General features: G+C 52.8%; 22 protein-coding genes and 1 tRNA gene. 4 read left to right on the top strand and 19 right to left on the bottom strand.

The window, feature by feature from the left end; all coding sequences use genetic code 11:
• Positions 1 to 105 precede the first annotated feature (105 nt).
• From DW47_RS0100225 to DW47_RS0100170, 11 genes are all read right to left on the bottom strand, one after another.
• Positions 106 to 181 (bottom strand) — tRNA-Phe (locus DW47_RS0100225).
• Positions 182 to 324: 143 nt separating this feature from the next.
• On the bottom strand, positions 325 to 2,265 hold the full coding sequence (mrdA, locus tag DW47_RS0100220; RefSeq protein WP_084689007.1) for a penicillin-binding protein 2: 1,941 nt from the start codon (positions 2,263 to 2,265) through the stop codon (positions 325 to 327).
• 187 nt (positions 2,266 to 2,452) lie between these two features.
• Complete coding sequence (gene deoD, locus DW47_RS0100215) at positions 2,453 to 3,172, bottom strand: purine-nucleoside phosphorylase (protein WP_029684296.1); 720 nt, start codon at positions 3,170 to 3,172, stop codon at positions 2,453 to 2,455.
• A 68-nt stretch (positions 3,173 to 3,240) separates the two neighbouring features.
• Positions 3,241 to 4,464: a phosphopentomutase gene (gene deoB / locus DW47_RS0100210; RefSeq protein ID WP_029684295.1), complete on the bottom strand. Its 1,224-nt coding sequence runs from the start codon at positions 4,462 to 4,464 to the stop codon at positions 3,241 to 3,243.
• Between the two features lie 61 nt (positions 4,465 to 4,525).
• Positions 4,526 to 5,845: a thymidine phosphorylase gene (gene deoA / locus DW47_RS0100205; protein WP_029684294.1), complete on the bottom strand. Its 1,320-nt coding sequence runs from the start codon at positions 5,843 to 5,845 to the stop codon at positions 4,526 to 4,528.
• Positions 5,846 to 5,869: 24 nt separating this feature from the next.
• Positions 5,870 to 6,652 (bottom strand): deoxyribose-phosphate aldolase, encoded by a 783-nt coding sequence (gene deoC / locus DW47_RS0100200; RefSeq protein WP_029684293.1) that lies wholly within the window; start codon positions 6,650 to 6,652, stop codon positions 5,870 to 5,872.
• Between the two features lie 184 nt (positions 6,653 to 6,836).
• Positions 6,837 to 7,673 (bottom strand): TatD family hydrolase, encoded by an 837-nt coding sequence (locus tag DW47_RS0100195; RefSeq protein ID WP_051150776.1) that lies wholly within the window; start codon positions 7,671 to 7,673, stop codon positions 6,837 to 6,839.
• A 96-nt stretch (positions 7,674 to 7,769) separates the two neighbouring features.
• Positions 7,770 to 7,931 carry a DUF1328 domain-containing protein gene (locus DW47_RS16755; RefSeq protein ID WP_071846595.1) on the bottom strand — a complete coding sequence of 54 codons (162 nt, stop codon included), beginning with the start codon at positions 7,929 to 7,931 and terminating at the stop codon, positions 7,770 to 7,772.
• Positions 7,932 to 8,028: 97 nt separating this feature from the next.
• Complete coding sequence (locus DW47_RS0100185) at positions 8,029 to 8,613, bottom strand: BON domain-containing protein (protein WP_029684291.1); 585 nt, start codon at positions 8,611 to 8,613, stop codon at positions 8,029 to 8,031.
• Positions 8,614 to 8,901: 288 nt separating this feature from the next.
• Complete coding sequence (prfC, locus tag DW47_RS0100180) at positions 8,902 to 10,491, bottom strand: peptide chain release factor 3 (RefSeq protein WP_029684290.1); 1,590 nt, start codon at positions 10,489 to 10,491, stop codon at positions 8,902 to 8,904.
• A 251-nt stretch (positions 10,492 to 10,742) separates the two neighbouring features.
• On the bottom strand, positions 10,743 to 11,987 hold the full coding sequence (locus tag DW47_RS0100170) for an NAD(P)/FAD-dependent oxidoreductase (RefSeq protein ID WP_029684289.1): 1,245 nt from the start codon (positions 11,985 to 11,987) through the stop codon (positions 10,743 to 10,745).
• 432 nt (positions 11,988 to 12,419) lie between these two features.
• Between DW47_RS0100170 and DW47_RS0100165 the strand changes: the two genes are divergently transcribed.
• Positions 12,420 to 12,881, top strand: a complete 462-nt coding sequence (locus DW47_RS0100165; protein ID WP_029684288.1) for a RidA family protein — start codon at positions 12,420 to 12,422, stop codon at positions 12,879 to 12,881.
• Between the two features lie 34 nt (positions 12,882 to 12,915).
• On the opposite strand, the gene DW47_RS0100160 is transcribed toward DW47_RS0100165, so the two are convergent.
• From DW47_RS0100160 to exbB, 8 genes are all read right to left on the bottom strand, one after another.
• Positions 12,916 to 13,623 (bottom strand): proteasome-type protease, encoded by a 708-nt coding sequence (locus DW47_RS0100160; protein ID WP_029684287.1) that lies wholly within the window; start codon positions 13,621 to 13,623, stop codon positions 12,916 to 12,918.
• A gap of 25 nt (positions 13,624 to 13,648) precedes the next feature.
• Positions 13,649 to 14,449 carry a transglutaminase family protein gene (locus DW47_RS0100155; RefSeq protein WP_029684285.1) on the bottom strand — a complete coding sequence of 267 codons (801 nt, stop codon included), beginning with the start codon at positions 14,447 to 14,449 and terminating at the stop codon, positions 13,649 to 13,651.
• Entirely contained in the window at positions 14,446 to 15,375 is a 930-nt protein-coding gene (locus DW47_RS0100150) for an alpha-E domain-containing protein (RefSeq protein WP_029684284.1), read from the bottom strand. Before DW47_RS0100150 ends, DW47_RS0100155 begins: the two co-directional genes overlap by 4 nt.
• Entirely contained in the window at positions 15,369 to 16,808 is a 1,440-nt protein-coding gene (locus tag DW47_RS0100145; RefSeq protein ID WP_029684283.1) for a circularly permuted type 2 ATP-grasp protein, read from the bottom strand. Before DW47_RS0100145 ends, DW47_RS0100150 begins: the two co-directional genes overlap by 7 nt.
• Positions 16,809 to 17,263: 455 nt before the next feature.
• A complete protein-coding gene (locus DW47_RS0100140; protein WP_029684282.1) occupies positions 17,264 to 19,381 on the bottom strand; it encodes a putative bifunctional diguanylate cyclase/phosphodiesterase in 2,118 nt (705 codons plus the stop codon).
• A 379-nt stretch (positions 19,382 to 19,760) separates the two neighbouring features.
• On the bottom strand, positions 19,761 to 21,098 hold the full coding sequence (tcuC, locus tag DW47_RS0100135; protein ID WP_029684281.1) for an MFS transporter: 1,338 nt from the start codon (positions 21,096 to 21,098) through the stop codon (positions 19,761 to 19,763).
• A 217-nt stretch (positions 21,099 to 21,315) separates the two neighbouring features.
• The gene (gene exbD, locus DW47_RS0100130) at positions 21,316 to 21,741 is read right to left on the bottom strand and encodes a TonB system transport protein ExbD (protein ID WP_029684280.1); all 426 of its coding nucleotides are present in this window, start codon (positions 21,739 to 21,741) and stop codon (positions 21,316 to 21,318) included.
• A gap of 4 nt (positions 21,742 to 21,745) precedes the next feature.
• On the bottom strand, positions 21,746 to 22,453 hold the full coding sequence (gene exbB, locus DW47_RS0100125; RefSeq protein WP_029684279.1) for a tonB-system energizer ExbB: 708 nt from the start codon (positions 22,451 to 22,453) through the stop codon (positions 21,746 to 21,748).
• Positions 22,454 to 22,684: 231 nt separating this feature from the next.
• On the opposite strand from exbB, the gene metC reads away from it, so the two are divergent.
• The 3 genes from metC (at position 22,685) to dkgA (ending at position 25,665) form a co-directional block, all read left to right on the top strand.
• Positions 22,685 to 23,896: a cystathionine beta-lyase gene (gene metC / locus DW47_RS0100120; protein WP_029684278.1), complete on the top strand. Its 1,212-nt coding sequence runs from the start codon at positions 22,685 to 22,687 to the stop codon at positions 23,894 to 23,896.
• 89 nt (positions 23,897 to 23,985) lie between these two features.
• Positions 23,986 to 24,648: a DedA family protein gene (locus DW47_RS0100115; protein ID WP_029684277.1), complete on the top strand. Its 663-nt coding sequence runs from the start codon at positions 23,986 to 23,988 to the stop codon at positions 24,646 to 24,648.
• 186 nt (positions 24,649 to 24,834) lie between these two features.
• Positions 24,835 to 25,665 (top strand): 2,5-didehydrogluconate reductase DkgA, encoded by an 831-nt coding sequence (gene dkgA / locus DW47_RS0100110; protein WP_029684276.1) that lies wholly within the window; start codon positions 24,835 to 24,837, stop codon positions 25,663 to 25,665.
• Positions 25,666 to 25,675: the final 10 nt, after the last annotated feature.

Raw genomic sequence — 25,675 nt, 5'->3', positions numbered from 1 at the left:
CGCAGGGCGAGTCTCAGCCATGAGACGAGTCATCGAACGGAGTTCGATGGAGGGTTCGCTGACTCAGAAAGCAAAAAACCCGCCAGAGGCGGGTTTCTTTAAACTTGGTGCCCGAACCCGGAATCGAACCAGGGACACGGGGATTTTCAATCCCCTGCTCTACCGACTGAGCTATTCGGGCTAACGGGGCGCATTAAACCGTAATCCTGCTTCTCCGTCAACGACTTTTGCGCCTAGGCTGACTGACCGCCGATTTTTACAGCAAACCGCAGGAATTTGCAGCATTCAGGCGATGATTTGCCATAAATGCTGCCTATTGAGTGCTTACTGATCAGTGGTTACCGATCCTGGTGCCACCTCGCCCATACCCGGTATATCAGCCGGCAGTGCGCCTTTTTGGGGGGTAACCGTTGTGGCAGACGCTCCCTCAGGCAACATAATATGGTCGAGGATCTTACGCATCAGCGGCGCAGCGGTAACACCGTTGACCCCACCGTTTTCCAGAATCAGTGCGACTGCCACTTTCGGGTCCTTAAAAGGAGCGAAAGCAGTATAGAAAATATGATCACGCAAGCGCACTGGGATCATCTTAGCGTTATACACTTGGTTCTGTTTCAAGCTGAACACCTGTGAGGTACCACTTTTCGCCGCAATACCATAAGGCGCAGTATGGAAATAGCGATAACCAGTCCCATTCGGCGCATTGGCCATACCAAACATTGCGCGGCGTACCAGCGCCCAGTAAGGTGAATTCGGTTCACCGATCTGCGGTTGCGGCTCTTTAGCCACATACGGGATCACCGTACTGCCCTGCTGCTCTTTCATCAACAGATGCGGCGTGATGACTCGGCCATTGTTCAGCAATGCCACCAGCGCTTTCACCATTTGGATAGGGGTCGCAATCCAGTAGCCTTGGCCGATCCCCACCGAAATGGTATCCCCTTGGAACCAAGCTTTCTTATGTACCTTCTCTTTCCATTCACGGCTCGGCAATAGACCTCTATACTCTTCATTGAGGTCAATGCCAGTTAACTTTCCGTAACCGAACTGGCTGAGCATATGGTGAATGCGATCGATCCCCATCATATAGGCGACCTGATAGAAGAAGGTATCTGCTGATTCTTCGATAGCTTTGGTGACATTGAGCATGCCGTGACCGGTTTTTTTCCAGTCTCGGTAGCGGCGGTCCGTGCCAGGCAGGGTCCAGGTCGGTGCACCAAAGAACGTAGTCTGCGGGGTGATCACCCCATTCAGTAATGCCGACATCGCCATATAGGGCTTAACCGTCGAGGCCGGCGGATACAGCCCTTGGGTCACTCGGTTGATCAGCGGCAGGTCTTTATTCTGCAGTAATTGCTTATAGGCTTGATAACTGATGCCTTTCACAAACGGGTTCGGATCATAGCTCGGGGCTGACACCATAGCCAGTACCGAACCGTCATGGGGATCTTCGACCAGTACGGCGGCACGCTGGCCCACCAACAAACTCTCAATATACTGTTGTAACGGCAGGTCGAGGGTCAGCCAGACATTTTTTCCGGCGACAGGTGGCTGCTCGCTGAGGACCCGAACTACCCGGCCGTGGTTATCCACTTCCACTTCCTGATAGCCGGTTTGGCCGTGCAGTACCGATTCATAATAACCTTCAATACCCTGCTTACCGATATTGTGGTCTGCCGCGTAGTTCTCGGAGATCCCTTCGGCATTCAGGCGCTTAAAGTCATTGTCATTAATTTTTGAAACATAGCCCACCACATGGGCCAAGTCAGCGCCATAAGGATACTGGCGATCCTCATAAGAGTCGACACTGACCCCAGGGAAACGGTATTCATCCACCGCAAAGCGAGCAATCTGCTCTTCGCTCAGTTCATCTTTGATAATGATCGGCTTATAGCGGCTGGTCTGTTTCAAACGGTGCCAGAAATCTGCAACCTCATCCGGCGTTAGGCCGATCAGCGGCGTAAGTGCCTGAATAGTGGCTTTCAGGTTGGTCTCTTTATAGGGGATCACCGTCAGATCATACTGAGTGATGTTACGTACCAACGGTGTGCCGTTACGATCGTAAATGATCCCGCGGGTAGGTGCGATAGGGATCATTTTGATGTCATTATCGTTGGAACGGGTCTGATAGTAGCTGTGTTCCTTGATCTGCAAGCGATAGAGGTTATACGCCAGGATGCCGAAGCAGACAGCGACTAGACCGAATGCCGTAACAGCACGACGGATAAAGAGTTTTTCTTCGATTTCGAAATTACGCAGATTCATTACACAACATAGTTTGCAGAGAAAGGTATCGCCTGGCGCCTATCATAGAGAGAAAGTCAGCCAGTGCCAGTCACAAGTTGCTCCCGAGGAGAGTAAAGTGTGTCATTTATTGAAGAATGTAAAGAAATGAAAATAACACGGAAGTCCGTCGGGACCTCCGTGTTATCAATGCAAAACCTGCAACAGATTAGGCTTTGTCGCCAGCCAGCACAGATTCCAGAGCGATATTGATCATATCGTTAAACGTCAACTGACGCTCTTCGGCAGTGGTCTGCTCACCTGAACGGATATGATCGGAAACGGTACAGATCGCTAGGGCTTTTGCACCGAACTCGGCGGCAACGCCGTAGATCCCAGCCGCTTCCATTTCTACGCCGAGGATGCCGTATTTTTCCATCACATCAAACATCTGCGGATCGGGAGTGTAGAACAAATCAGCAGAGAACAGGTTACCAACACGGGCAGTGATACCCAAAGATTTCGCCGCATCCACCGCGTTACGCACCAGATCAAAGTCCGCGATCGCTGCAAAGTCATGATCTTTGAAGCGCATACGGTTGACTTTGGAATCGGTGCAAGCCCCCATACCGATCACCACATCACGCAGTTGAACGTCCGGGCGTACCGCACCACATGAGCCGACACGGATAATGGTTTTGACGCCGTACTCGGTGATCAGTTCTTTCGCATAGATAGAGCAGGATGGGATGCCCATACCATGCCCCATAACCGAGATACGGCGGCCTTTATAAGTACCAGTATAACCCAGCATGCCACGAACATTGTTCACTTCACGGGCATCCTGCAGGAAAGTTTCAGCGATATATTTTGCACGCAGCGGATCACCCGGCATCAGGACGACGTCAGCGAAATCACCGGCTTCTGCATTAATGTGAGGAGTTGCCATGTTAGTTTTCCTTTTAAATGTGTCATTGCCCGCACGAACTGCCAGCAATGAGAAACAAGGGGGGCTTTTTACAGCATGTTACGTCCGTAATCCATAGCTGATAGCCCGAAATACTGTGCGACAGTCTGGCCGATATCGGCAAAAGTGTCACGCTGGCCAAGAGAACCAGGAGTCACCTGCGGCCCGTAGATCAATACCGGAATATGCTCACGGGTGTGATCGGTGCCCTGCCAGGTTGGGTCGCAACCGTGGTCGGCAGTGAGGATCAGAATATCACCGTCTTTCACCTGAGCCATCAGTTCCGGCAGACGACGGTCAAACAGCTCCAGTCCGGCCGCATAACCGGCGACATCACGACGATGGCCCCAGCTGGAGTCGAAATCTACAAAGTTAGTAAAGACGATAGACTGATCCGGCGCCTGCTGCATTTCCTGTAAAGTCGCATCAAACAGTGCATCCAGACCGGTCGCTTTGACTTTTTTGGTGATGCCCTGCTGCGCATAAATATCGGCAATTTTACCCACCGAAATCACCTGGCCGTTTTTTTCTTCCACCAGCTTCTGCAGAATGGTGGCGGACGGTGGTTCTACCGCCAAATCGTGTCGATTACCGGTCCGAACAAACTCACCGGCTTTGGCACCGATAAAGGGTCTGGCAATCACACGGCCGATATTGTAGCCGTCTTCAGTAAGAATTTTGCGGGTAATTTCACAGAGTTCATACAATGCTTCGAGGCCAAAGGTCTCTTCATGACAGGCTATCTGAAAAACCGAATCCGCCGAGGTGTAGAAAATCGGCTTACCGCTGCGCATGTGTTCCTCGCCGAGCTTATCGAGGATCACCGTCCCAGACGAGTGGCAGTTACCGAGGTAGCCTTTCAGACCCGCCTGTGCCACCAGTTTATCCAGCAATGGCTGCGGGAAGCTGTTTTCAGTTTTTGGGAAGTACCCCCAGTCAAACAGTACAGGTACCCCAGCGATTTCCCAGTGCCCGGAAGGGGTATCTTTCCCGGAGGAAAGCTCTGCCGCGCTGGCGTACGCACCGATCACCGGTGCTGCGGCGTCCATACCGGCAGGAATTTTACCGGTTGAGAGTTCAGCTGCTTTAGCAAGCCCTAATGAAGTCAGGTTTGGTAACTGTAACGGCCCTTTTCTGCCTTGGTCGGCCCGCGCTTCATAGCAGGCTTGGGCGATATGGCCCAAGGTATCGGAACCGGCATCGCCAAATTTTTCTGCATCGTGGCTGGCACCGATCCCGAAGGAATCCAGTACCATAATAAATGCACGTTTCATGCTCGCCTCCTGTGCGTTCATGCAGTGAGGAAAAAAACTGATCAGAACAGTATGCAACCAATCAGTTTATTCTGCGATAGATTAAAGGGATTTCTTTCGGCTTTTGTGAGGTTACACAAATTGCGCCCCTGAGACTGTTGGCTGCCTGCTGCCAGCTGGCTTCATCTGCCGCGTGAAGCATCGCCAGTGGTTGATGATCGTCTAGGTAGTCGCCAAGGGCGGCCATTGCGGTGATCCCTACCCGATGATCGATCGCTTCACCGGCTGTCTGACGGCCTCCGCCCAGTCGTACTACGGTCATCCCCAGTTCACGGGTATCGGTACTGGCCAGATAACCGGGCTTATCAGGGTACACCGGCCTGACCACCGGAGCAGCCCGCAGATAACCATCGGGGTCATCGATAAAATCGGCCGGACCACCTTGCGCCGCGACCATGCGCGCAAACACCTCTGCGGCTCGACCACTATCAAGGGCCTGTTGCAACATCTCCTGTGCCCGACTATCACTGTCCGCCAAGCCGCCACTTTGCAGCATTTCACTACACAGGGCCATTGTCACCGCCTGTAATCGCGGATTACGGTATTCGCCAGTGAGAAAGGCCACCGCTTCTCGGACTTCGGTGACATTGCCCGCCGAACAAGCCAACATCTGACTCATATCGGTGATCAGTGCAGTGGTACGACAACCAGCACCATTGGCGACACCCACGATAGCCTCTGCAAGTGCCTGTGAGCCGGCATAATCCGGCATAAAGGCACCGCTGCCTGCTTTAACATCCATCACCAGCGCGTCCAGCCCCTCCGCCAGTTTTTTAGAGAGGATCGAGGCAGTGATCAAGGCAATCGAATCGACGGTAGCACTGATATCGCGGGTGGCGTAAAAACGTTGATCCGCTGGTGCCAACGAGCGCGTCTGGCCAATAATCGCCACTCCGACCTGGCTGACGATCTGTCGGAAGCGGTCATTATCGGGGAAAATGTTAAACCCAGGGATAGCTTCCAACTTATCGAGGGTACCGCCGGTGTGGCCTAGCCCGCGGCCGGAGATCATCGGCACATAGCCACCACAGGCGGCCACCATCGGCCCGAGCATTAACGAAGTCACATCGCCGACACCGCCAGTGGAATGCTTATCCAGCACCGGTCCGTTAAGACCCAGTCCCTGCCAAGAGAGTACGGTTCCCGAATCGCGCATCGCCATGGTCAACGCCACCCGCTCATCCAGATCCATATCACGGAACCATACCGCCATCGCAAGCCCGGCAATCTGCCCTTCTGACACTGAGCCGTCGGTGATCCCAGCGACAAAGTGGCGGAGCTCCGCCTCTGTCAGCCGTTGTCCGTCACGTTTTTTACGGATAATTTCTTGAGGCAGTAACATGGCATCCTCCCCGATAAGCGTCGATCAGTAACCGCTGCCTGCAGGAGCTTGCGGAGCAGCGCCACAGTCCGCCAGTAAGCTATTCAGTAAGCCGGATGCCCCAAAGCGAAAATGACGCGCATCGGCCCAGTCATCACCGAGTATTTCCGCCGCCAGTGCCAGATACAGCACGGCATCAGCGGTGGTACGCACGCCACCCGCCGGTTTAAAGCCAACCTGTTGCGCCACGCCTTTGTCACGGATCACTTGTAACATAATGCGTGCGGTCTCTGGGGTCGCGTTCACCGCTACTTTGCCGGTGGAGGTTTTGATAAAATCAGCGCCAGCATCAATGGCGATCTCCGAAGCCTGACGGATCAGTGTCGGCTGCTGCAGTTCACCACTTTCGATAATCACTTTTAGCAGTACTCCCGCCTCTTGGCAGCAGGCTTTACAGGCACTCACTAGCTTGAAGCCGGTATCGGTATCGCCAGCTTTTAAAGTACGCCATGGAAACACCACATCCACTTCATCGGCACCGTAAGCGATAGCGGCGCGTGTTTCCGCGACGGCGATATCAATATCCTCGTTGCCATGGGGAAAATTAGTGACCGTGGCGATACGGATCTGTGGAGTGCCCTGCTCATGCAGCACTTTACGGGCATGGGGAATAAAGCGTGGATAGATACAGATTGCTGCCGTCATCCCGGCGGCAGAGTTCGCCTGCTGACATAAGGCAGTCACTTTGGCATCGGTATCATCATCGTTCAGAGTGGTCAGATCCATCAGGCCAATAGCCCGACGGGCAATAGCTGTCATATCAGTCACAGTGTGTTCCTCAATAAAAGCAGCAACAATCTGGCTGCCGGATTATGTTATTACAGTAACAAAATATAATGCGGCGTTATCGGGCGGTGATCAAAAAAACCCTGAAAAAATACCATTATTGGTCACTTTTGAGTGACTTTAGTCACATTAAAAGTGTTAAAAAAATAACAGATCGATGATTTCATCATACGGACAACCGTAATCGTGGAAACAGACGTAGGCTATTAGCCAATAGGGTCTGACAAATCAACTCAAAGGGTTCACTGCGTAACTCTGCCAGTGCGTTACAGACCTGTACCACCTGCTCTGGACGGTTAGGCTGCCCCTGGAAACCGTTAAGTGGCATATCCGGAGCATCAGTTTCCAGCACCAACGAGCTCAACGGCAGCGCAGCCACGGTATCACGGGTTTTTCGGGCACGCGGATAGGTGATGGTGCCACCAATGCCGATAAAGTAGCCGAGGCGGACAAAGGCCTGTGCCTGTTGCAAGCTGCCGGAGAAACCGTGGATCACCCCACTGGCCGGTACCGAGGCTTTACGCAGCATGGAGGCCAACAGGTCGTGGGATCGTCTGGAATGGAGGATCAGCGGCAGATCATAGCGGCGGGCCAATTGCAGCTGTTGCTGTAACAGTGACTGCTGACGCTCGCTGGACGCCACTCCCGATGGGGTATACAGGTCCAACCCGGTCTCTCCGATGGCCACCAGCTGTTGCGCGGGTTGTGCCAGCCACTGCTGTAGCCGGTCAATATCCTGGGGCTGATGTTCATTGATCCACAGTGGATGCAAACCGACAGCAAACCACAGTCCGCGATACTGTTGACTCAGCTCGGCGATCCCATCAATCCGATCCGCACTGACCGACGGAATAATAATATCGCTCACCCCTGCTAGGCGGGCACGGCCCAGAGCCTGGCGTGCATCCTCGCTAAACGGCGGGAAATCAAAGTGACAATGGGTATCAATAAAGGACACAGAGGTCTCCTGACGTAACCGTCTGATCGGTGCAGACAACAGCATAAGTGTCGGTGAGAAGTGTGATTACAAGGAGTGTAACAGAGGAGTGATACTGCCAGCATCCCTGCCGGCAGATGACGTCGGTGTTGACGGGCAGCGTTATAATCTTTTACGGCCAGTGAACAGACTGATCAGGAACAAGATGATACCGACGATAAACACAATTTTCGCCGCCCATGCAGCCGTACCTGCCAGTCCACCAAAGCCCAGAGCTGCGGCAATCAGTGCGATCACTAAAAAGATAATTCCCCAACGAAACATAGTTATCTCCTTACCATCGTTAACAGACTCATTTTTATGTTGCTCTGCTTAGCGAAAAGCAACTCTCCATCGTCTTACGCCCGTCAGCAAAACCTTGTCAGTGGCTGACAGAAAGTTCGTTCTTAACCGCACTGACACCGGATACTTTCTTCACAATCTCTGCGGCCGCTTGTTTCTGGCGGTGGTCATCGACCTTACCACTGAGTACCACATTACCGTGGGTGGTAGTCACTGAGATGTGCCGCGCTTCGACCTGTTTACTGGCCATCAACCGCGCCATGATCTCACTGGTAGTGGCGGTATCACTGGCATAGCTCTTCAGATTGGTTTGCTGGTCTGATTTAATATGCAAATGATTCACCAAGCCTGTTACCCCTGGGGTTTTACGGATCAGTCGCTCAACGCGAGCAACCTGTCCGGCAGAGCTGACAAAACCGTCAACTGTCACTACCCCGCGGGTGGTGGATAACGAGAGATTAGTGCTGTTAATCTCTTTGTCATCAATCAGTGCGGTCTTCACTTTGGCGGTGACCGCACTGTCGTCCATAAAATTGTTGACACTGTGTAATACAGAATGTCCCTGAGTACCAGCGGCTTGCGCCGCAGGCACTGTGACGAAAGCGTTCAGGCTTAACAGCGCCGGGATCAGCAACAGTGTCTTAATGTCGCGTGCAATATTCATGTCTAAAGTGTCCTGTATGGACATGGCCTTCAGCATAGCGGTTAGCCTATTAGGCTGGCGGGCAGCTTGGCCACATCACATAGATTAATCATAGTTGAGTTTAACGACTGTGCAGATTTTTAAGAATCTACTGAACTTCCGGTCAGAGTGTCGGCAGTGATAAATCTGCGTGTAACGGCGATGATAAGCGATCATCATCACAGAAAAAGCGGTAAAAATCCGGAAACGGGCGTTTCCAGAACATTATCAGAACCGGCCGAGTGGCCGGTTCTGTCGGCACAGGTCCGATCAGTGTTCGCGGGTTTTACGGAACACCACATCAGGATAACGTTCCTGGGTAATGTTCAGGTTAACCATGGTCGGTGCGATATAGGTCAGGTTATCACCGCCATCCAGCGCTAAGTTCACTTCATTTTTACGTTGGAACTCATCGAATTTTTTCACGTCATTACACTCGACCCAACGAGCGGTAGAGACGTTTACCGATTCATAAATCGCCTCGACGTTATATTCGCTTTTCAGACGGGCTACTACCACATCAAACTGCAGCACCCCCACCGCCCCAACAATTAGGTCATTGTTGGCGACCGGACGGAATACCTGCACGGCCCCCTCTTCTGATAACTGAACCAGGCCTTTCAGCAGCTGTTTCTGTTTCAGTGGATCACGCAGACGAATACGACGAAACAGTTCTGGCGCAAAGTTCGGGATACCGGTGAACTTCATTTTCTCGCCCTGCGTAAAGGAGTCACCAATCTGGATAGTACCGTGGTTATGCAGCCCGATAATGTCGCCCGGATAGGCTTCTTCGACATGGGCACGGTCACCGGCCATAAAGGTCAGCGCATCGGAAATCACCACGTCTTTACCGGTGCGCACCTGGTGCATCTTCATGCCTTTTTCGTACTTACCAGACACGACACGCATAAATGCCACACGGTCGCGGTGTTTAGGATCCATGTTGGCCTGGATCTTAAACACGAAGCCGCTAAATTTATCTTCAGAAGAGACCACTTCACGGCTATCGGCCATACGCGGCATCGGCGCAGGTGCCCAGCTCACCAGACCGTCCAGCATATGATCGACCCCGAAGTTACCTAGTGCAGTACCGAAGAATACCGGCGTCAGTTTCCCTTCTAAGAAAGCCTGCTGGTCAAATTCATGGGAAGCCCCCTGTACCAGCTCCAGCTCATCACGTAACTGGGCCGCCAACTCTTCGCCGATAGCCTGATCCAGTTCCGGGTTATCCAGACCTTTGATGGTACGGACTTCTTGGATGGTGTGCCCCTGGCCGCTCTGATAGAGGATAGTTTCGTTGTTATAGAGGTGATAAACCCCTTTAAACAGTTTACCGCAACCAATCGGCCAGGTGATCGGCGCACAAGCGATCTTCAGTTCATTCTCAACTTCATCCATAACTTCCATCGGATCACGGATATCACGGTCGAGTTTGTTCATAAAGGTCAGGATCGGCGTATCGCGTAACCGGGTGACTTCCATCAGCTTACGGGTACGATCCTCAACACCTTTGGCGGCGTCGATGACCATCAGACAGCAGTCAACGGCGGTCAGGGTACGGTAAGTATCTTCGGAGAAGTCTTCGTGCCCCGGGGTATCCAGCAGATTGACCAGCTTATCGCGATACGGGAACTGCATCACTGAAGTAGTGATCGAGATCCCACGCTGTTTCTCCATATCCATCCAGTCAGATTTGGCGTGCTGGCTGGAGCCGCGGCCTTTCACTGATCCGGCGGTCTGGAGCGCCTGTCCGAAAAGTAAGACTTTTTCAGTAATGGTGGTTTTACCGGCATCGGGGTGCGAGATAATCGCAAACGTGCGGCGACGAGCCACTTCGTCTAAAAAGGGTGCTGTAGACATCAACAGATTCTTCATTGTTGGCGGAAAAGACCTGCCTGGCCTTCTCCGGGAAAATCACGCTGACCGGTAGACAAATTACCGGCGGCTTTAACGGCTGCCCCATCCGGGATCATTGACCGGCGTCAGGCAGCTTCACGTTGTTCTCGGCAGAGAGCACGCAGCTGTAACTCTCCGGGCGCGTAGTCTACCTTATTTCCGGCAATTACGGTATGTCAGGGCGTAGCCTGTGTTATAGATCGTCCGCGGGTCTGCTATGCCCAACGGGCCGGGCTAAACGGCTGGGTATCAATACGGGTAGCCTGTCCGGTCATCATCTGAGCCAGTAACATACCGGTGGCCGGGCCTAAGGTAAAGCCCTGATGGCCGTGTCCAAAGGCGCACCACATCCCGTCAGTGCTAGGAACTTTACCGATCACCGGTTTCATATCCGGCAAACAAGGGCGCTGCCCTGACCAGGTTTCGTTATCCACCCTCTCGCCGACCGGGAAACTCTGACGGGCGATGGGTTCCAGCATACTCAGTTGGCGTGGGGTTTGCGGCGCATCCGGTTTCGCCAGCTCTGCACCGGTGGTCAGGCGGATGCCCTGCTCCATCGGCGCTAGCAGATAGCCTTTTTCCGCATCCATCACCCAGTTATTCAAGGTTTTTCCAAGCAGTGGCCGATAGTGGCGATGATAACCCCGCTTGGAAAAGAGCGGTGGTCGGTAGCCAAAGCGGGCTGTTAGTTCGGTGCTCCAAGGGCCAAGGGCGACCACGACTTCTTTGGCTTGGATCAGTTGCCCCTGTGCATCGCGAATTTGCCACAGCCCCGCCGTGCGGGTCAGATTGCTGACATCCGCGGTGATAAACTGCCCGCCCGCCGCACAAAATAGATCAACGTAGGCCTGCACCAGTTTTGACGGATGGCGGATGGTTTGTGGCGAAGTCCACATCACCGCCCCGGGAAACGCGGTGCTAAGATCCGGCTCCAGTTGTTTTAGTTGCTGCGCATCCAGTTTCTGATGGCTGACCCCAAGTTCAGCGAAAAGATCGGCCTGCCGATAGCTCTGCCGCAGATGCTGATCTGTGCGGGAGATCGCCAGCCAGTGGTGGTTCCCCAATAATGCCTCGGCCCCGGCGCGCTGGATCAGATGCTGGTGCGTTTCCAGTGACAATGAAATCAGTGAGGCATATTCTCGGGCAATGGGCGCATAAGGCTTAGGCGCCGAGTAGCGGTAGTACTGGCTGAGCGGACGAACTAATCCGGCGAGAGCATTAAGGTGATACTGAATATCGGTACGGCGGTTAAGTGCCGTCCCCATAATGACCTTCAGTTCACGGGGAAACGCATAGGGATGGATCGCTTCGCGCTGGATAATACCGGCATTGCCGTGGGAGGTTTGCATCCCTGGCTGTCCTTTGTCCACCAGCGCCACCGACTTACCGGCTTCTTGTAAATACAAGGTACAGCCTGCCCCGACCATTCCTGAGCCTAAAACCAGTACATCAAATGTCATAACCTGATCCTGTCACGATTGCGTCTACAAAAAAAGGCGAAGTACCGGCCAATAATCGTGGCCAGCCGGACTGCACCCGGCGGTAATCTTCGCAGCCTGAATAACGCCACGATGGTGCGTGTACAAACTGCGATGAAAGCGATACTTCCCCCCTAAAATACGCTGCCTGAGACGAAAATACCAACCTGATTAAAGCGCCTTATTTTGGTGCAAAACCAGTAAGTTACCGACAAAAACGCCTCATTTTGGGTCACTGCGCCGAGGGTTGCGCCATAAGTGCCATTTTATATTGATCTCCATGGAATGATGTTGAATAGTGTTATTTTTGTGCGGCTGTTTGGCGGTTTCCAAACAGGACAGTCACCCTCACAAAAAAATAAAAACGCTTTTTTCCCGCGTACCTCGCTTCGCCTAACCTGACCAGGAAAAACCATGTTAACTCCGCAACAGAAATTGACCGAACTGGGGATCACCCTGCCAGAACTTAAAGCGCCTCCGGCCAACTTCGTGCCCGTTGTGACCACCGGCAAGCTGGCGTTTGTCTCCGGACAGGGCCCGATTAAGGACGGTGTCGTGGCAGTAAAAGGGGTCGTTGGCAATGATCTTACCCTTGAGGAAGGCTACCAAGCAGCCCGAATGACGGTGATCAACGCCCTAAGCGTACTGAATAAAGAACTGGGTTCCCTAGATCGTATTACCCGCTTCGTTAAGCTGCTGGCGTGGGTGCGCAGTGCTCCCGGCTTCGATCAGCAACACTTGGTGATTAACGGTGCTTCCGACCTGATAGTGGAGGTATTCGGTGATAAAGGCCGCCATGCCCGTAGCGCCGTGTCCGCCACCGAATTACCGCTAGGTATGGCCGTCGAAATCGAGATGGTGGTCGAGTTCGACTGATCGAAGTGAACCGCCCTAGTGGGCGGTTTTCCGCTTATAAAGAGAGAGGTGGTAAACGGGAAAAGACACTCAGTAGGCCTTTACTCCATAATTGGCGGATCTGCGAAAAATAAGGGTGGGTGTCGGTCAGATGATACTGTTCCGCATCACTAAAACTGTCACTGCGGTAAATCATCACATCCAGCGGTAAGCCGACAGAAATATTACTGGCTAAGGTCGAATCCATCGAAATCAGGGCGCACTGCATCGCCTGATCGAGCGGCGTTTCATAACGCAGTACCCGATCAATGATCGGCTTGCCGTACTTACTCTCACCGATCTGAAAATACGGCGTATCCACACCAGCTTCGATGAAATTACCCTGCGAATAGATCTGAAACAGCCGCGGCGCTTCACCGCGGATCTGGCCACCGAGCAGTAGCGTGCCACTGAACTCTTCGCCGTCACGTTTAATCACTTCACGTAAGGTCTCGCCGATCAGTAAGGCAATCTCATACATCGAGGCCGCCTTTAAAATCCCCGCTGTTTCGCCGCCCTGTTGCATCGCCCGCTTCAGCAGGCTGAGCACGCTCTGGGTGGTAGCCAGATTACCGGCACTCTGCAGCACCAGCGTTCTTTCGTTATCCACCTGGAACACATGCAGTTTCCGAAAGGTGGAGATATGGTCAACCCCGGCATTCGTCCGTGAATCAGACACAAACACCATGCCTGAGGATAAACGCATTGCGACACAATAAGTCATAGCGAAGGTCCTAACCTGTCAGATTTTATTGTTGCGGAGTCACTTTCTGCACGGCGGCAACCGCCTGCATATCTTCACCGCCGCCGCCGAGGCGCATGCCGCGCACCGGACAGGCATCCAGATAATCGATACCGACCGCCAGTTTAAGGTGCTGGCGGGTATCACGGGTATTATTGGTAATATCAAAACTCTGCCAGCGCTCTTCCAGCCAAGCTTCAACCCACGCATGGGTAGCAACGTGCTCGCGGTTATCGGTGTACAAATAGCCACTGACGTAGCGGGCTGGGATCCCCAGGCTACGGCAACAAGCTAAGAACACATGGCTGTGATCTTGGCAGACACCGGTGCCGCGGGCAAACACTTCACTGGCGGTATCGGCAACCGTGGTACTGCCGGGGCGGTACGGCATTTTGGCCAACAAAGCCGCCATCATCGCTTCCAGGCTCGCCTCGGGGGCATCTGGCTGCCAGTAATTGAGGGCAAAGGCTTTAATGTTACGGTCTGGACGGGTCAGCGGTGTGGTACGTAAGAATACCAGTGGCGACAACCCACACTCCTGCAACTCACAGTCTTCAGCCACCTCATGAATATCCACCTCGCCGTGAGCTTGAATTTCCAAGATTTGATGCGGCGAATCCAGTGTCAGTACATGCATCACATTGCCATAGGTATCAACGGTTTTAGTCGCCTCACCCGGCAAGGTCAGCTCCCAGCGAACAATACGCTGGTAAGGGGTATTTTGCGGCGTCAGACGCAGGTACTGAGTGCTCAGTTTGACCTGATCATCGTAGTGATAACGGGTTTTATGATCGATATTCAGTTTCATTGCGCCTCCAGATAAGTGTGCTGAATGCTCTCTGCCAATGCATCCACCCGTTGAGAAAAACCGGTCAACCAAGCCGCTACGCCATCTGGGATCAAACTTTCCCAAGTATTAAACTGCATCTCAGCCAACATTGAGGTTGCCAGCAGCCGTGGGCGGTTTTCCCCTTGACGGTTGATCAGTTTCAATTGCCCCGCAATGGCTTCTACACAGGAGTGCAGTGAACGCGGGCTTTCGTTACGCAGGATCAGCATCTGATTGACGTTATCCAGCATCACCTGCTGATGGAAAATAGTGTGATACCCCTCTTTAGCCGACACCGCGCGCAGCAGGGTATCGAGAAAGTAATATTCACGAACCGAGTTTTCCTGCATCCCTGGCATATCTTGATTGATACTCAGCAAGCGGGCAGTACCGTCACAACGTTCTAATAAAGTGCCGATACGAATGAAACTGAGGGCATCACCGCGTAACAGGGTGCCGAGTAACGCACCACGGAACAGGTGAGAGCGCTCTTTAACCCAGTCAAAAAAACTGTCGGCATTGGTGATCGAAATCCCGCGGCGGCGCATATTGCGCAGCTCAATCCAGGTGCTGTTGATACTTTCCCAGACCTCTGACGAGAGTGTGCCGCGCACCGCATGGGCGTTATTCCATGCCGACTGCCAGCAACTGAAAATACTGCCGGGATTGCGTTCGTCCAGCACAAAAAAGTTAAACAACTGCGGCATGGTCAACCGCCCATTTAACACGGTAAAAAGCTGATGGGTGCCGGTCAGGTTGAGCGGCAGTAATAACTCCTCACCAGGATCCTGCTGCACCGGCATCATTGATAAGCGGTGGGTCACATCCAGCACCCGCGCCAACTGCTCGGCACGCTCAAGATAGCGGGCCATCCAATATAATCCACTGGCTGTACGGCTTAACATGATGAATCATCCTCCAATACCCACGTATCCTTGGTGCCGCCTCCCTGAGAGGAGTTGACCACCAGAGAGCCTTCCGTTAATGCCACTCGTGTTAACCCGCCGGGCACTAAACGGATATCCGCGCCGCACAGTGCAAACGGACGCAGGTCGATATGCCGCGGTGCCAGTCCTTGCTCGGTAAAGGTCGGACAGGTGGACAGCGACAGCGTATCCTGAGCAATATAGTTAGCTGGGCGTGCCTTTAAGCGGCTGCGGAACTCTTCAATTTCCGCATAACTGGCCACCGGGCCAATCAACATCCCGTAGCCCCCCGCCCCATGAACTTCTTTGACCACCATCTTGTCGAGGTTGGCCAACACATAGCTGAGATCCTGAGGTCGGCGGCATTGCCAGGTCGGCACGTTGTTAAGGATCGGTTCTTCTTGCAGGTAATAACGGATCATTTCCGGCACATATGGATAGATAGATTTATCATCCGCCACGCCGGTCCCAATCGCATTGGCCAGTACCACATTGCCGGCCCGATAGACGGACAGCAGTCCGGCAACGCCGAGCATGGAATCGGCACGGAAAGCCAGCGGATCAAGGAAGGCGTCATCCACCCGTCGGTATATCACATCCACTTTGCACGGCCCTTCGGTAGTGCGCATCAGCACCGCGCCATCCTTAACAAACAGATCAGCACTTTCCACCAGCTCAATGCCCATTTGTTGGGCCAAGAAACTGTGCTCAAAATAGGCGCTGTTAAAACGTCCCGGCGTCAGCAGCACCACCACCGGATCATTGACCGGCGAGCTTTCACGCAGGGTCTGTAATAAATGGGAAGGATAGCGCTCCACTGGCGCAATAGACTGTCGTGCAAACAGTTCCGGATATAAGCGCATCATCATCTTACGGTTCTCCAGCATATAGGAGACGCCGGAAGGGGTGCGTAGGTTATCTTCTAGTACGTAATAGTCGCCGTCGTTATTGCGCACCATATCGACACCGACGATATGGGCATAAATATTGCGGTGTAAGTCGATACCTTGCATGCAAGGCTGGTATTGATCATTGACCAGTACTTGTTCGGCGGGAATAAGCCCATCGCGCAAAATATGCTGCTGATGGTAAATATCATGGAGAAATAAGTTCAGTGCCTGCACCCGCTGGCGGATACCGCGATCCAGCATAGTCCATTCCGAAGCCGGAATGATCCTTGGTACACTGTCGAACGGGATCAAACGGTCAGCGCCGTCATCTTCGCCATAGACATTGAAAGTGATACCGACACGGTGAAACAACAGTTCAGCCTCTTCCCGTTTCCGTGCAATACCTTGTGAATCGGCCTGTTGTAACCATTCCCAATAATTTTTATAGTGGGCGTGTTCCTTTCCGTCACTGCGTAACATCTCATCGTAAAACTTTGCGGCTATCTGATAGCTATGCTCCATACTCCACCCACCACATTCCTGAGGACCTTTTCAGGTTCTGCATATTCCATGCCAGGAAATTGCTGAGAAAAAACGCTAACGTCGCAAAAAAAACTGAAGTTTGTGCATGAACGAAGCCTTTCAGGTGAGATTCCCGAAATGTTCTTTGAGGACGACTGATAGCTGTGCTAGTTTGCCGCTATGCACCGTATTGGTGAGGTCAAAAATACTCTGTGTCTGAACGGGTTAGCTAAGCTATCCCTGATAATTCCCTTAATAAGTGCTGCCCGGTCCGCAGATGCCCTGTGGTGTCGCAAGCCGTGCGTGCTGTCTTGTAGTAACAAAATATATAGTCAAACATTGATAATCTGTCGCTAACCAATAGCACGTTTTGTCTTTGAAGGGAGTGATACTGCCAGGGAGCGGGTAACGGAGGACAAACAAAAACGGCCCCGTTGCGGGGCCGTTATTCAGAGTTAGGCGCTGATTTTGTCTGAGCCGGTATTAGGCACCAGATCCAGCTTCACCTGCCGTGGCTGGCGTGTAGGTATTTCTGGTAACACCAACTGCTCTGGTGGCACCGGACGGCTGAAGTAAAAGCCCTGTAGGATATTACACCCCAGTGCCGCCAATTGCCGTTGCTGCTCTTCGGTCTCTACCCCTTCAGCGACAATATTCAGGTTCATATTTTGCGCCAGTTCAATGATCATCGCCAGCAAACGCGTATCAGTACAGTTTTTATTGATTTCACTGACAAAGGCACGGTCAATTTTCAGTTCGCTGGCCGGCATATTTTGCAGATACAGAAGACTGGAGTAACCGGTCCCGAAGTCATCGATAGACACCTGCACACCCTGCTCTTTCAGGCCATTCAGGATACGGATGGTCTCTTTCGGTGAACGCATCGCCGTGGTTTCGGTAATTTCTAAAATCAGTTTATCCGCTGGCACATTATGGGTAGTCAGGGCATTGAGTACCACCTGACCCAGCATCTTCTGCTCAAACTGCAACGCCGACAGGTTAACGGATACCGATAGGCCACTGTTGCCTTGCGCATGCCACACCGACAGTTGGCGGCAGGCTTCATTCAGCACCCACTCACCGACCTGAATAATCATACCGCTCTTCTCGGCCACTGGCAGGAACTTGTCCGGGGAGAGTAAGCCGCGTACTGGGTGCTGCCAGCGAACCAGTGCCTCATAGCCAATGATCTGGCCGCTAAGGGCATCATTCTTCGGCTGATAGAACAGACGTAGCTCGTTATTATACAGCGCACGCCACAGCTCATTTTTCAGCTGCACCTGATTTTTACCCATCGGATTCATATCCGGTCGATAAATACTGAAGCCATTACGGCCATTATTTTTAGTGTGATACATCGCGACATCGGCATTGAACATCATATCGCGACCATCTGAACCGTGTGGCGGATAGAGAGCAATACCGATACTGATGGAGACCATCAGTTCGTACTCCGCGATATTGAACGGCTTTTCAATCGCCTTGACGATACGTCCGGCAATCCGCTCGGCAATCTCGCTGGAGGTCGCTGGGATCAGCAGCACAAATTCGTCGCCGCCGACGCGGGCGAGCACATGCTCTGACTCGATACAGCTTTTCAGGCGCTCAGTCGCAGAAATCAGCAAGCGGTCACCCACATGGTGCCCATAAGCATCATTAATCATTTTGAAGCCATCGAGGTCGAGGAACATCAGTGCGAACACCTGAGTCCCTTCCGAGGCACCCTGAATATAGTTATCCAGTTGTTGTTCCAGATAGGCACGATTCGGCAACAACGTAAGAGGATCATGCATCGCCAGCTTATGCAGTTCGCGGTTTGCCTGGTGCAACTTACGGGCTAAGCGGGTCGCTTTAATTTGCGAATCAATCATCGACACCAGCAAACTGCAACCGAGGATAGCTAAGGTAAATAAGAATACCCAGATAGCCAGTGCCGGCGAGCTGATACCTGCGCCGACCACATGACTGTCGTCATGGAAGCCGGCAGCCGCCATACCGGTGTAGTGCATACCGGCGATAGCAATCCCCATCACTACCGATGCCTGTAGGCGACGGACCACCATGCCACTCTCCCCTTTACGCAGGTGGAAAGCTAACCATAATGCGACGCCAGAGGCAGCATAGGCAATCACCACTGACAGTGTCACCAGCCAAGGGTTCCACGTAATGCCCGGTCGGACCATCAGGGCGGCCATACCAAGATAGTGCATCCCCACCACCCCGCTACCCAGCAATCCGGCACCGCGTAACAGCCGCGCCCCACTGAGATGAGCATGACTAACCACCTGTTGCAGCGCACCGATGGAGGCGACAACCACTATCGCTAACGAGCTAAGGGTAAAGCCCATATCGTAATGCATCGCCATCGGGAACATCATCGCCAGCATGCCGATAAAGTGCATGGCCCAGACGCCGATCCCCATGGCGATCCCTCCGCTGAATAGCCATAATTTGGCTTTCCACCCCTGTGAGTTTGCCACCCGCCCGGCAGTATCCAGCGCCGTAAATGAAGCTATAAAAGCGATCATCAGTGAGATAACCACCAACCACTTATCCCAGGATACTTCAAGCATGGTGACTCCTTATGTCACAGGTTAATCAGCCGTTACTGCAATGATTGACGCTGTTGACCCGCGGGAAAGCGCCATACAGCGGCGTGCATCCGGAAGCCTGCCGGTCAACGTTATTGTACAATTCTGAGAAGTTATGTTGCCCTGTGCTAGAGATAGCGTTCAGAGGGACAAAATTCCGAGCAACGACCATCACTCACTGAGTGAGCTGGCAAACATATTTAAGGGAAAGAATAGTACGACAGAATAACTCATATAAACAAATCTAACTTAAAATTTCCCCCCAAAAAGTGCGCTTATCAATCAGGCCAGAAAAATGCCACAATTTGGCTCGCCATTGAGGTGAAACGGCTCAGGATAGTGAACCCTGAGCCGCTGAGCATTACAGACTGTGCACCCGGGTAACGGCAGCATTCTGTTGTGGATGCTGGTGGCGATAACGTCTGACCAGATAACCAATACATAAGGTTCCGGCCAGCCCGCAACATCCAGCGAAGGTCAGCCACGCGCCGGGCATGGCTTTATCCCCGGTGGCGTGGATCAGATAACTAGAGACTGCCGGAGTAAAGCCGCCAAACAGAGCAGTTGCCAAGCTATAGGCCAGCGAGAAGCCGGTGGCGCGTACTTCTGCGGGCATAATTTCCGCCAAGTAGACCACCATTGCGCCGTTATAGCTGGCATACAAAAAAGAGAGCCACAGTTCAGCCGCCATCAGATGACTGAAGGAAGGGGCTGCCACCAACCAACTCAATACCGGCCAAGCGGTACACATAGTCAATAGGGTGAACACAATCAACAACGGACGGCGGCCAATTTTATCAGACAGCGCCCCCATCACTGGCAGCCAAATCAGATTCGACAGCCCAACCGCTAAGGTGACGATAAAGCTTTCACGATCACTCATCATCAGCACGGTTTTACCGAAAGTTGGGGTAAACGCGGTGATCATATAGAACATCACAGTAGTCGTGACCACCATCAACATACCCGCCAGCACCAGCGGCCAATTACTGACCGTTGAGTGCAAAATTTCTTTGATCCCCGGCCGATGTTCGCGCTGTTTAAAACTTTCGGTCTCCTCCAACATACGGCGGATATAAAACAGGAACGGCACTATCATACAGCCGATGAAGAACGGAATACGCCAGCCCCAGGCCACTACTTGCCCATGGTTCAGCCACTGGTTGAGCATCAGCCCCAGCATTGCAGCAAAAATCACAGCCACTTGCTGGCTACCGGACTGCCAACTGACGAAAAAGCCGCGCCGACCTTTGGGGGCAATTTCGGAGAGATACACCGATACCCCACCCAGCTCTACGCCCGCCGAGAAGCCCTGCAACAGACGACCTAACAAAATAATCACCGGTGCCGCTGCACCGAGGGTCTGATAACCGGGGGTAAAGGCAATGGTCAAGGTACCGACTGCCATGAGGCTAAGGGTCAGTAATAGTCCTTTGCGCCGACCATGCCGGTCAATGTAGGCACCGAGTACCATGGCCCCTAACGGACGCATCAGGAATCCGGCGCCAAAGGTCATCAGGGTCAGCATCAGCGATGACCAAGGATCTTGCCCTGGGAAAAAGGTGGCGGCGATGGCTGTAGCGTAATAGCCAAACACCATAAAATCATACATTTCCAAGAAGTTACCACTGGTAACTCGGATAATAGCTTTAGCGCCGTGGGGCTTGCTCACGTCAGGCGATGTGTTTGCAGTGCTCATTGTCTTGTCCTGTCGTTCTTATTGTGCTGGCTCCCATATGTACCCTGAAATACCATCAAAATATGTGACGGCAATCATCCTGTGGTTAACGGAGAGATACAAACAAGTAACAAAACATAAACATTTAGAAAAACACAGCCCACCATCCTGAATAAATTCAAAAAAAAAGCATACCCCACTGGATATGCTTTTTCTGTCCCGATAAGACACGGTTCGCTTAGTGAGCCGCGGTCGACTCCAGCCCCATCAGCCCAATTTTCAGGTAACCGGCCCCACGCAACTGATCCATTACCGACATCAAGCTAGCGTAATCCACCTCTTTGTCGGCTTGGAAGAAAATAGTGGTCTCTTTATTACCGCCAGTCAGGGCATCAATCGCCGCAATCAGCTGCGGACTGCTGACGGCTTCCTCGCCAACAAACAGTTGGTTATCGGCTTTGATACTCAGATAAACCGGTTTTTCAGGACGCGGCTGCGGCTTACTGGTAGAAGCCGGCAGATTGACCCGCACATCGGTGGTCGCCAGCGGTGCGGCCACCATAAAAATGATCAGCAACACCAGCATCACGTCGATAAACGGCGTGACGTTGATTTCACTCATTTCACCGTCGCTGTCGGCTTCTTCATTCAGACGCATTGCCATAGTATCAGCCCACTTTCCGAGTACGGGGTGCCTGCTCAACCGTTTGCTGAAGATCAAGATCACGGCTCTGTAACAGCAGTACCTGGGCGGCAGTATCGCTCAGGGAGGCTTTATAACCGGCAATGATGCGGGCAAAGGTGTTATAGATAACCACCGCTGGGATGGCGGCAATAAGCCCAATGGCGGTTGCCAGCAGAGCTTCGGCAATCCCCGGTGCCACCACCGCCAGGTTGGTGGTCTGGGTTTTGGCGATACCAATAAAGCTATTCATAATGCCCCAGACAGTGCCAAACAGTCCGATAAACGGGGCGACCGAACCGATAGTTGCCAAGAAGCCATTACCCCGGCCCGCCAGACGTCCAATCGCGGCAACACAGCGTTCCAGACGGAAACCGGTACGCTCTTTAACCCCTTCTGGCTGTTCACTGCCTGCAGACAGCTGACGCTCTTCAAGGGCTTCATCAATCAGTAAACGGCTATGGCTGTCCGCCGGGAAGCTAGCCGCGATATCCGCCGCGTCTTGCAGCGAGGCTGTCCCCTGCAGGGCTTTGCGTTCACGGTTCAACCGGCGTTTAGCACTGCTGAGTGCCGTGTATTTGCCGAAGAAGATCCCCCAGGTGACGACTGATGCCATCAATAGGCCAATCATCACGATTTTTACCACGATATCTGCATGCTGATACATGCCCCAGACTGACAGGTCAGTTTGCATCAACTCATTGGTTACCACGTAAGCTACCTCATATTACCGTTAAATAACGCGCTGCGGCTGATGATACCAAAACAACAATCAATTGATAGTGGTTATCATTATTATTTACACGGACTGAAAAAATTTCTGTTACCGGTCAATAAAACAGATGTTTTTGAGTTACCGCCCCTAGCCTGCTCACGGTTTCATGTTAACGTGTGGCTCAGGGTTATATTGGCAGAGCTGAGAGAGATGACAAATAAACATTCAGAGAAAAAACTGGACACCACACTGATCAGTGCCGGACGTGACAAACGCTACAGCGTAGGGGCGGTCAACAGCGTGATCCAGCGCGCCTCTTCACTGGTATTTGACAGTGTCGCGGATAAAAAACGGGCCACCGCCGGGCGTACCCGCGGTGAACTGTTTTATGGCCGCCGCGGCACCCTGACTCACTTTTCCCTACAGGATGCCATGACCGAACTGGAAAACGGTGCCGGTTGTGTGCTCTATCCGTGCGGTGCGGCAGCGGTCACCAATGCGATCCTCGCCTTTGTTGAAAGCGGTGATGAGGTGCTGATGTGTGGCTCGGTCTATGAACCGACCCGCGACTTCTGTAACCATATTCTGCGTAAACTGAATGTCAGCACTAGCTGGTACCCCCACACCACTGGCAACAACATTGAAGACTACCTCAGTGCGCAAACCAAAGTGGTTTTTCTCGAGTCACCCGGCTCTATCACCATGGAAGTTCAGGATATTCCGGCCATCGTCGCGGCAGTCCGCCGCAAGGTCCCAGAGGCGATCATTATGATCGACAATACTTGGGCGGCGGGCGTGCTGTTTAAAGCCTTGGATTTTGGCATCGATATTTCGATTCAAGCGGGGACCAAATACATTATCGGGCACTCTGACGGGATGATCGGTACCGCGGTGGCCAACGAGCGCTGTTACGCCACCCTGCGCGAAAACTCTTACCTGATGGGGCAAATGGCTGACGCCGATACCGCCTATATGGCTTCCCGTGGGCTGCGTACCTTAGCAGTGCGCTTGCGCCAGCATCAGGAAAGCAGCATCAAGGTGGCACAGTGGCTCTCCACCCGTGACGAGGTGTGGCGGGTGAACCATCCAGCGCTGCCAGAATGTCCCGGCCATGAATTTTGGAAACGTGATTTCAGCGGCTGTAGCGGACTGTTCTCTTTTATCCTGCGGGAAGAACTGTCAGCGGAAGCCTTGGCTGATTTCTTGGATAATTTCCATCACTTCAGCATGGCCTACTCTTGGGGCGGCTATGAGTCATTGATCCTCGCCAATCAGCCCAAAGAGATTGCTGCCATCCGACCAGAAGGGGAAGCATTGCTACCAGGCACGCTGGTCAGACTGCATATCGGCCTAGAAGATGTCGATGACCTAATCGCTGACTTGGACGCCGGTTTTCAGCGTCTGGCCGCCCATCGCCGTTGAGGTCATTCCCTGATGCGGGCTGCCCATCATCGGGCAGCCTTCCCCTCTGTTACTGTTACTGTGACAGAGACTGTGTAACCGGAAAATCCATGAGCGTCTTACATCAGATCATTGTTGCCCTCTGCCATCAGGATTTCGCCACTTTGGCAAATCCGAAAATGACAGGAATTGTTTATGTCGTCCTGTTTACGCTACTTTTTCTAGAAAATAGCTTACTGCCAGCGGCCTTTCTACCAGGAGACAGCTTACTGCTGCTGACCGGCGCACTGGTTGCCAAGGGGGTATTGGGCTTTTTCCCAGCACTGCTGATCCTCACCTGTGCCGCGAGCCTAGGATGCTGGGCAGGCTATCTGCAGGGACGTTGGCTGGGTAATACCCCGTTGATGCAACGCTGGCTGACCCGCCTCCCGGCACGCTATTACCAACGCGCCTGCGACATGTTCGAGCAACACGGGCTGGCCGCATTACTGATTGGCCGTTTCTTGGCATTTGTTCGCACCCTGCTGCCGTTACTGGCGGGTGTCTCGCGGCTTAATACGCTCCGCTTTCAACTGTTCAACTGGGTCAGCGCAGTGATCTGGATCGGTCTGCTGGTCAGTTTCGGTTACGGGATCAGCCAAGTGCCCTTGATCCAACGCCATGAAAGTCAGCTGATGACAGTGTTAATGCTGGTACCGTTACTGCTGATGGCCGGTGGCCTGCTCGGTAGCATGATGATGGTATGGCGCAAAAAACAGCAATCCACAGAATAAATCTCCGCCGCCGGTCTCCTCCGGCGTTTTTTCCCTAACATAAGCGGTGAACAACAGCCGGATATGCTGAGGGATCGCTGTTTTTTTGTGCAATCGCAGTCCGCGACCCTGTCAGATTGCCAAATCCCCGCTACACTTATTGTTCACCCACCGTACCTTTACCAGGGACAACACGGAGGAAACAACATGTCTCAACAACCGATTGTAAAACTGAACGATGGCCGTCTGATGCCGCAACTGGGGTTAGGTGTCTGGAAAGCCAGTATCGACCAAACCCGTGATGCGGTTACGCATGCGCTGAAGACCGGTTACCGGGCAATCGATACTGCCGCCATCTATAAAAATGAGGAAGGCGTCGGTCAAGCTTTGCAGCACAGCGATCTGCCCCGCGATGAGATTTTTATCACCACCAAACTGTGGAACTCCGATCAAGGTCAGGTACGTCAGGCACTGGAAAGTAGCCTGCAGAAACTGCAACTCGATTATGTCGATCTCTACCTGATGCACTGGCCATGTCCGAAAGATGACCAGTACGTGGAGGCGTGGAAACAGATGATCAGTCTTCAGCAAGAAGGTCTGATCAAAAGCATTGGCGTCTGTAACTTCCAGCAGAACCATCTGGAGCGACTGATTTCCGAAACCGGTGTGACACCGGTGGTCAACCAGATCGAGCTGCATCCGTTGATGCAACAGCGCCCAATGCATTCTTGGAATGCGTTACACCATATTCAGACCGAATCTTGGAGCCCATTGGCCCAGGGTGGCGAAGGGGTGTTTGATCATCCGCTGATCCGTGAGCTGGCCGAGAAATATCAGAAAACGCCCGCACAGATTGTGATCCGCTGGCATATCGATAACGGCCTAGTGGTCATTCCGAAATCGGTCACACCGTCGCGCATTGATGAGAACTTTGATGTCTTTGATTTCCGGCTGGATAAAACCGAACTGACTCGGCTGACCGCGCTGGATGAAGGCAAGCGACTGGGACCAGACCCAGACACCTTTAATCAGGAGTAAATCGCCCGTA

The organism is Tatumella saanichensis (assembly GCF_000439375.1).
In the GTDB taxonomy this organism is placed as follows: Bacteria; Pseudomonadota; Gammaproteobacteria; order Enterobacterales; family Enterobacteriaceae; genus Tatumella; species Tatumella saanichensis.
This window is presented reverse-complemented; position numbering and strand designations above follow the sequence as displayed.

Bases quoted from the DNA above. Each gene is read 5' to 3' on its own strand.
- mrdA (WP_084689007.1), bottom strand. From the start codon at position 2,265: ATGAATCTGCGTAATTTCGAAATCGAAGAAAAACTCTTTATCCGTCGT.
- deoD (WP_029684296.1), bottom strand. From the start codon at position 3,172: ATGGCAACTCCTCACATTAATGCAGAAGCCGGTGATTTCGCTGACGTC.
- deoB (WP_029684295.1), bottom strand. From the start codon at position 4,464: ATGAAACGTGCATTTATTATGGTACTGGATTCCTTCGGGATCGGTGCC.
- deoA (WP_029684294.1), bottom strand. From the start codon at position 5,845: ATGTTACTGCCTCAAGAAATTATCCGTAAAAAACGTGACGGACAACGG.
- DW47_RS0100195 (WP_051150776.1), bottom strand. From the start codon at position 7,673: ATGCTGTTGTCTGCACCGATCAGACGGTTACGTCAGGAGACCTCTGTG.
- DW47_RS16755 (WP_071846595.1), bottom strand. From the start codon at position 7,931: ATGTTTCGTTGGGGAATTATCTTTTTAGTGATCGCACTGATTGCCGCA.
- DW47_RS0100185 (WP_029684291.1), bottom strand. From the start codon at position 8,613: ATGAATATTGCACGCGACATTAAGACACTGTTGCTGATCCCGGCGCTG.
- prfC (WP_029684290.1), bottom strand. From the start codon at position 10,491: ATGTCTACAGCACCCTTTTTAGACGAAGTGGCTCGTCGCCGCACGTTT.
- DW47_RS0100170 (WP_029684289.1), bottom strand. From the start codon at position 11,987: ATGACATTTGATGTACTGGTTTTAGGCTCAGGAATGGTCGGGGCAGGC.
- DW47_RS0100165 (WP_029684288.1), top strand. From the start codon at position 12,420: ATGTTAACTCCGCAACAGAAATTGACCGAACTGGGGATCACCCTGCCA.
- DW47_RS0100160 (WP_029684287.1), bottom strand. From the start codon at position 13,623: ATGACTTATTGTGTCGCAATGCGTTTATCCTCAGGCATGGTGTTTGTG.
- DW47_RS0100155 (WP_029684285.1), bottom strand. From the start codon at position 14,449: ATGAAACTGAATATCGATCATAAAACCCGTTATCACTACGATGATCAG.
- DW47_RS0100150 (WP_029684284.1), bottom strand. From the start codon at position 15,375: ATGTTAAGCCGTACAGCCAGTGGATTATATTGGATGGCCCGCTATCTT.
- DW47_RS0100145 (WP_029684283.1), bottom strand. From the start codon at position 16,808: ATGGAGCATAGCTATCAGATAGCCGCAAAGTTTTACGATGAGATGTTA.
- DW47_RS0100140 (WP_029684282.1), bottom strand. From the start codon at position 19,381: ATGCTTGAAGTATCCTGGGATAAGTGGTTGGTGGTTATCTCACTGATG.
- tcuC (WP_029684281.1), bottom strand. From the start codon at position 21,098: ATGAGCACTGCAAACACATCGCCTGACGTGAGCAAGCCCCACGGCGCT.
- exbD (WP_029684280.1), bottom strand. From the start codon at position 21,741: ATGGCAATGCGTCTGAATGAAGAAGCCGACAGCGACGGTGAAATGAGT.
- exbB (WP_029684279.1), bottom strand. From the start codon at position 22,453: ATGCAAACTGACCTGTCAGTCTGGGGCATGTATCAGCATGCAGATATC.
- metC (WP_029684278.1), top strand. From the start codon at position 22,685: ATGACAAATAAACATTCAGAGAAAAAACTGGACACCACACTGATCAGT.
- DW47_RS0100115 (WP_029684277.1), top strand. From the start codon at position 23,986: ATGAGCGTCTTACATCAGATCATTGTTGCCCTCTGCCATCAGGATTTC.
- dkgA (WP_029684276.1), top strand. From the start codon at position 24,835: ATGTCTCAACAACCGATTGTAAAACTGAACGATGGCCGTCTGATGCCG.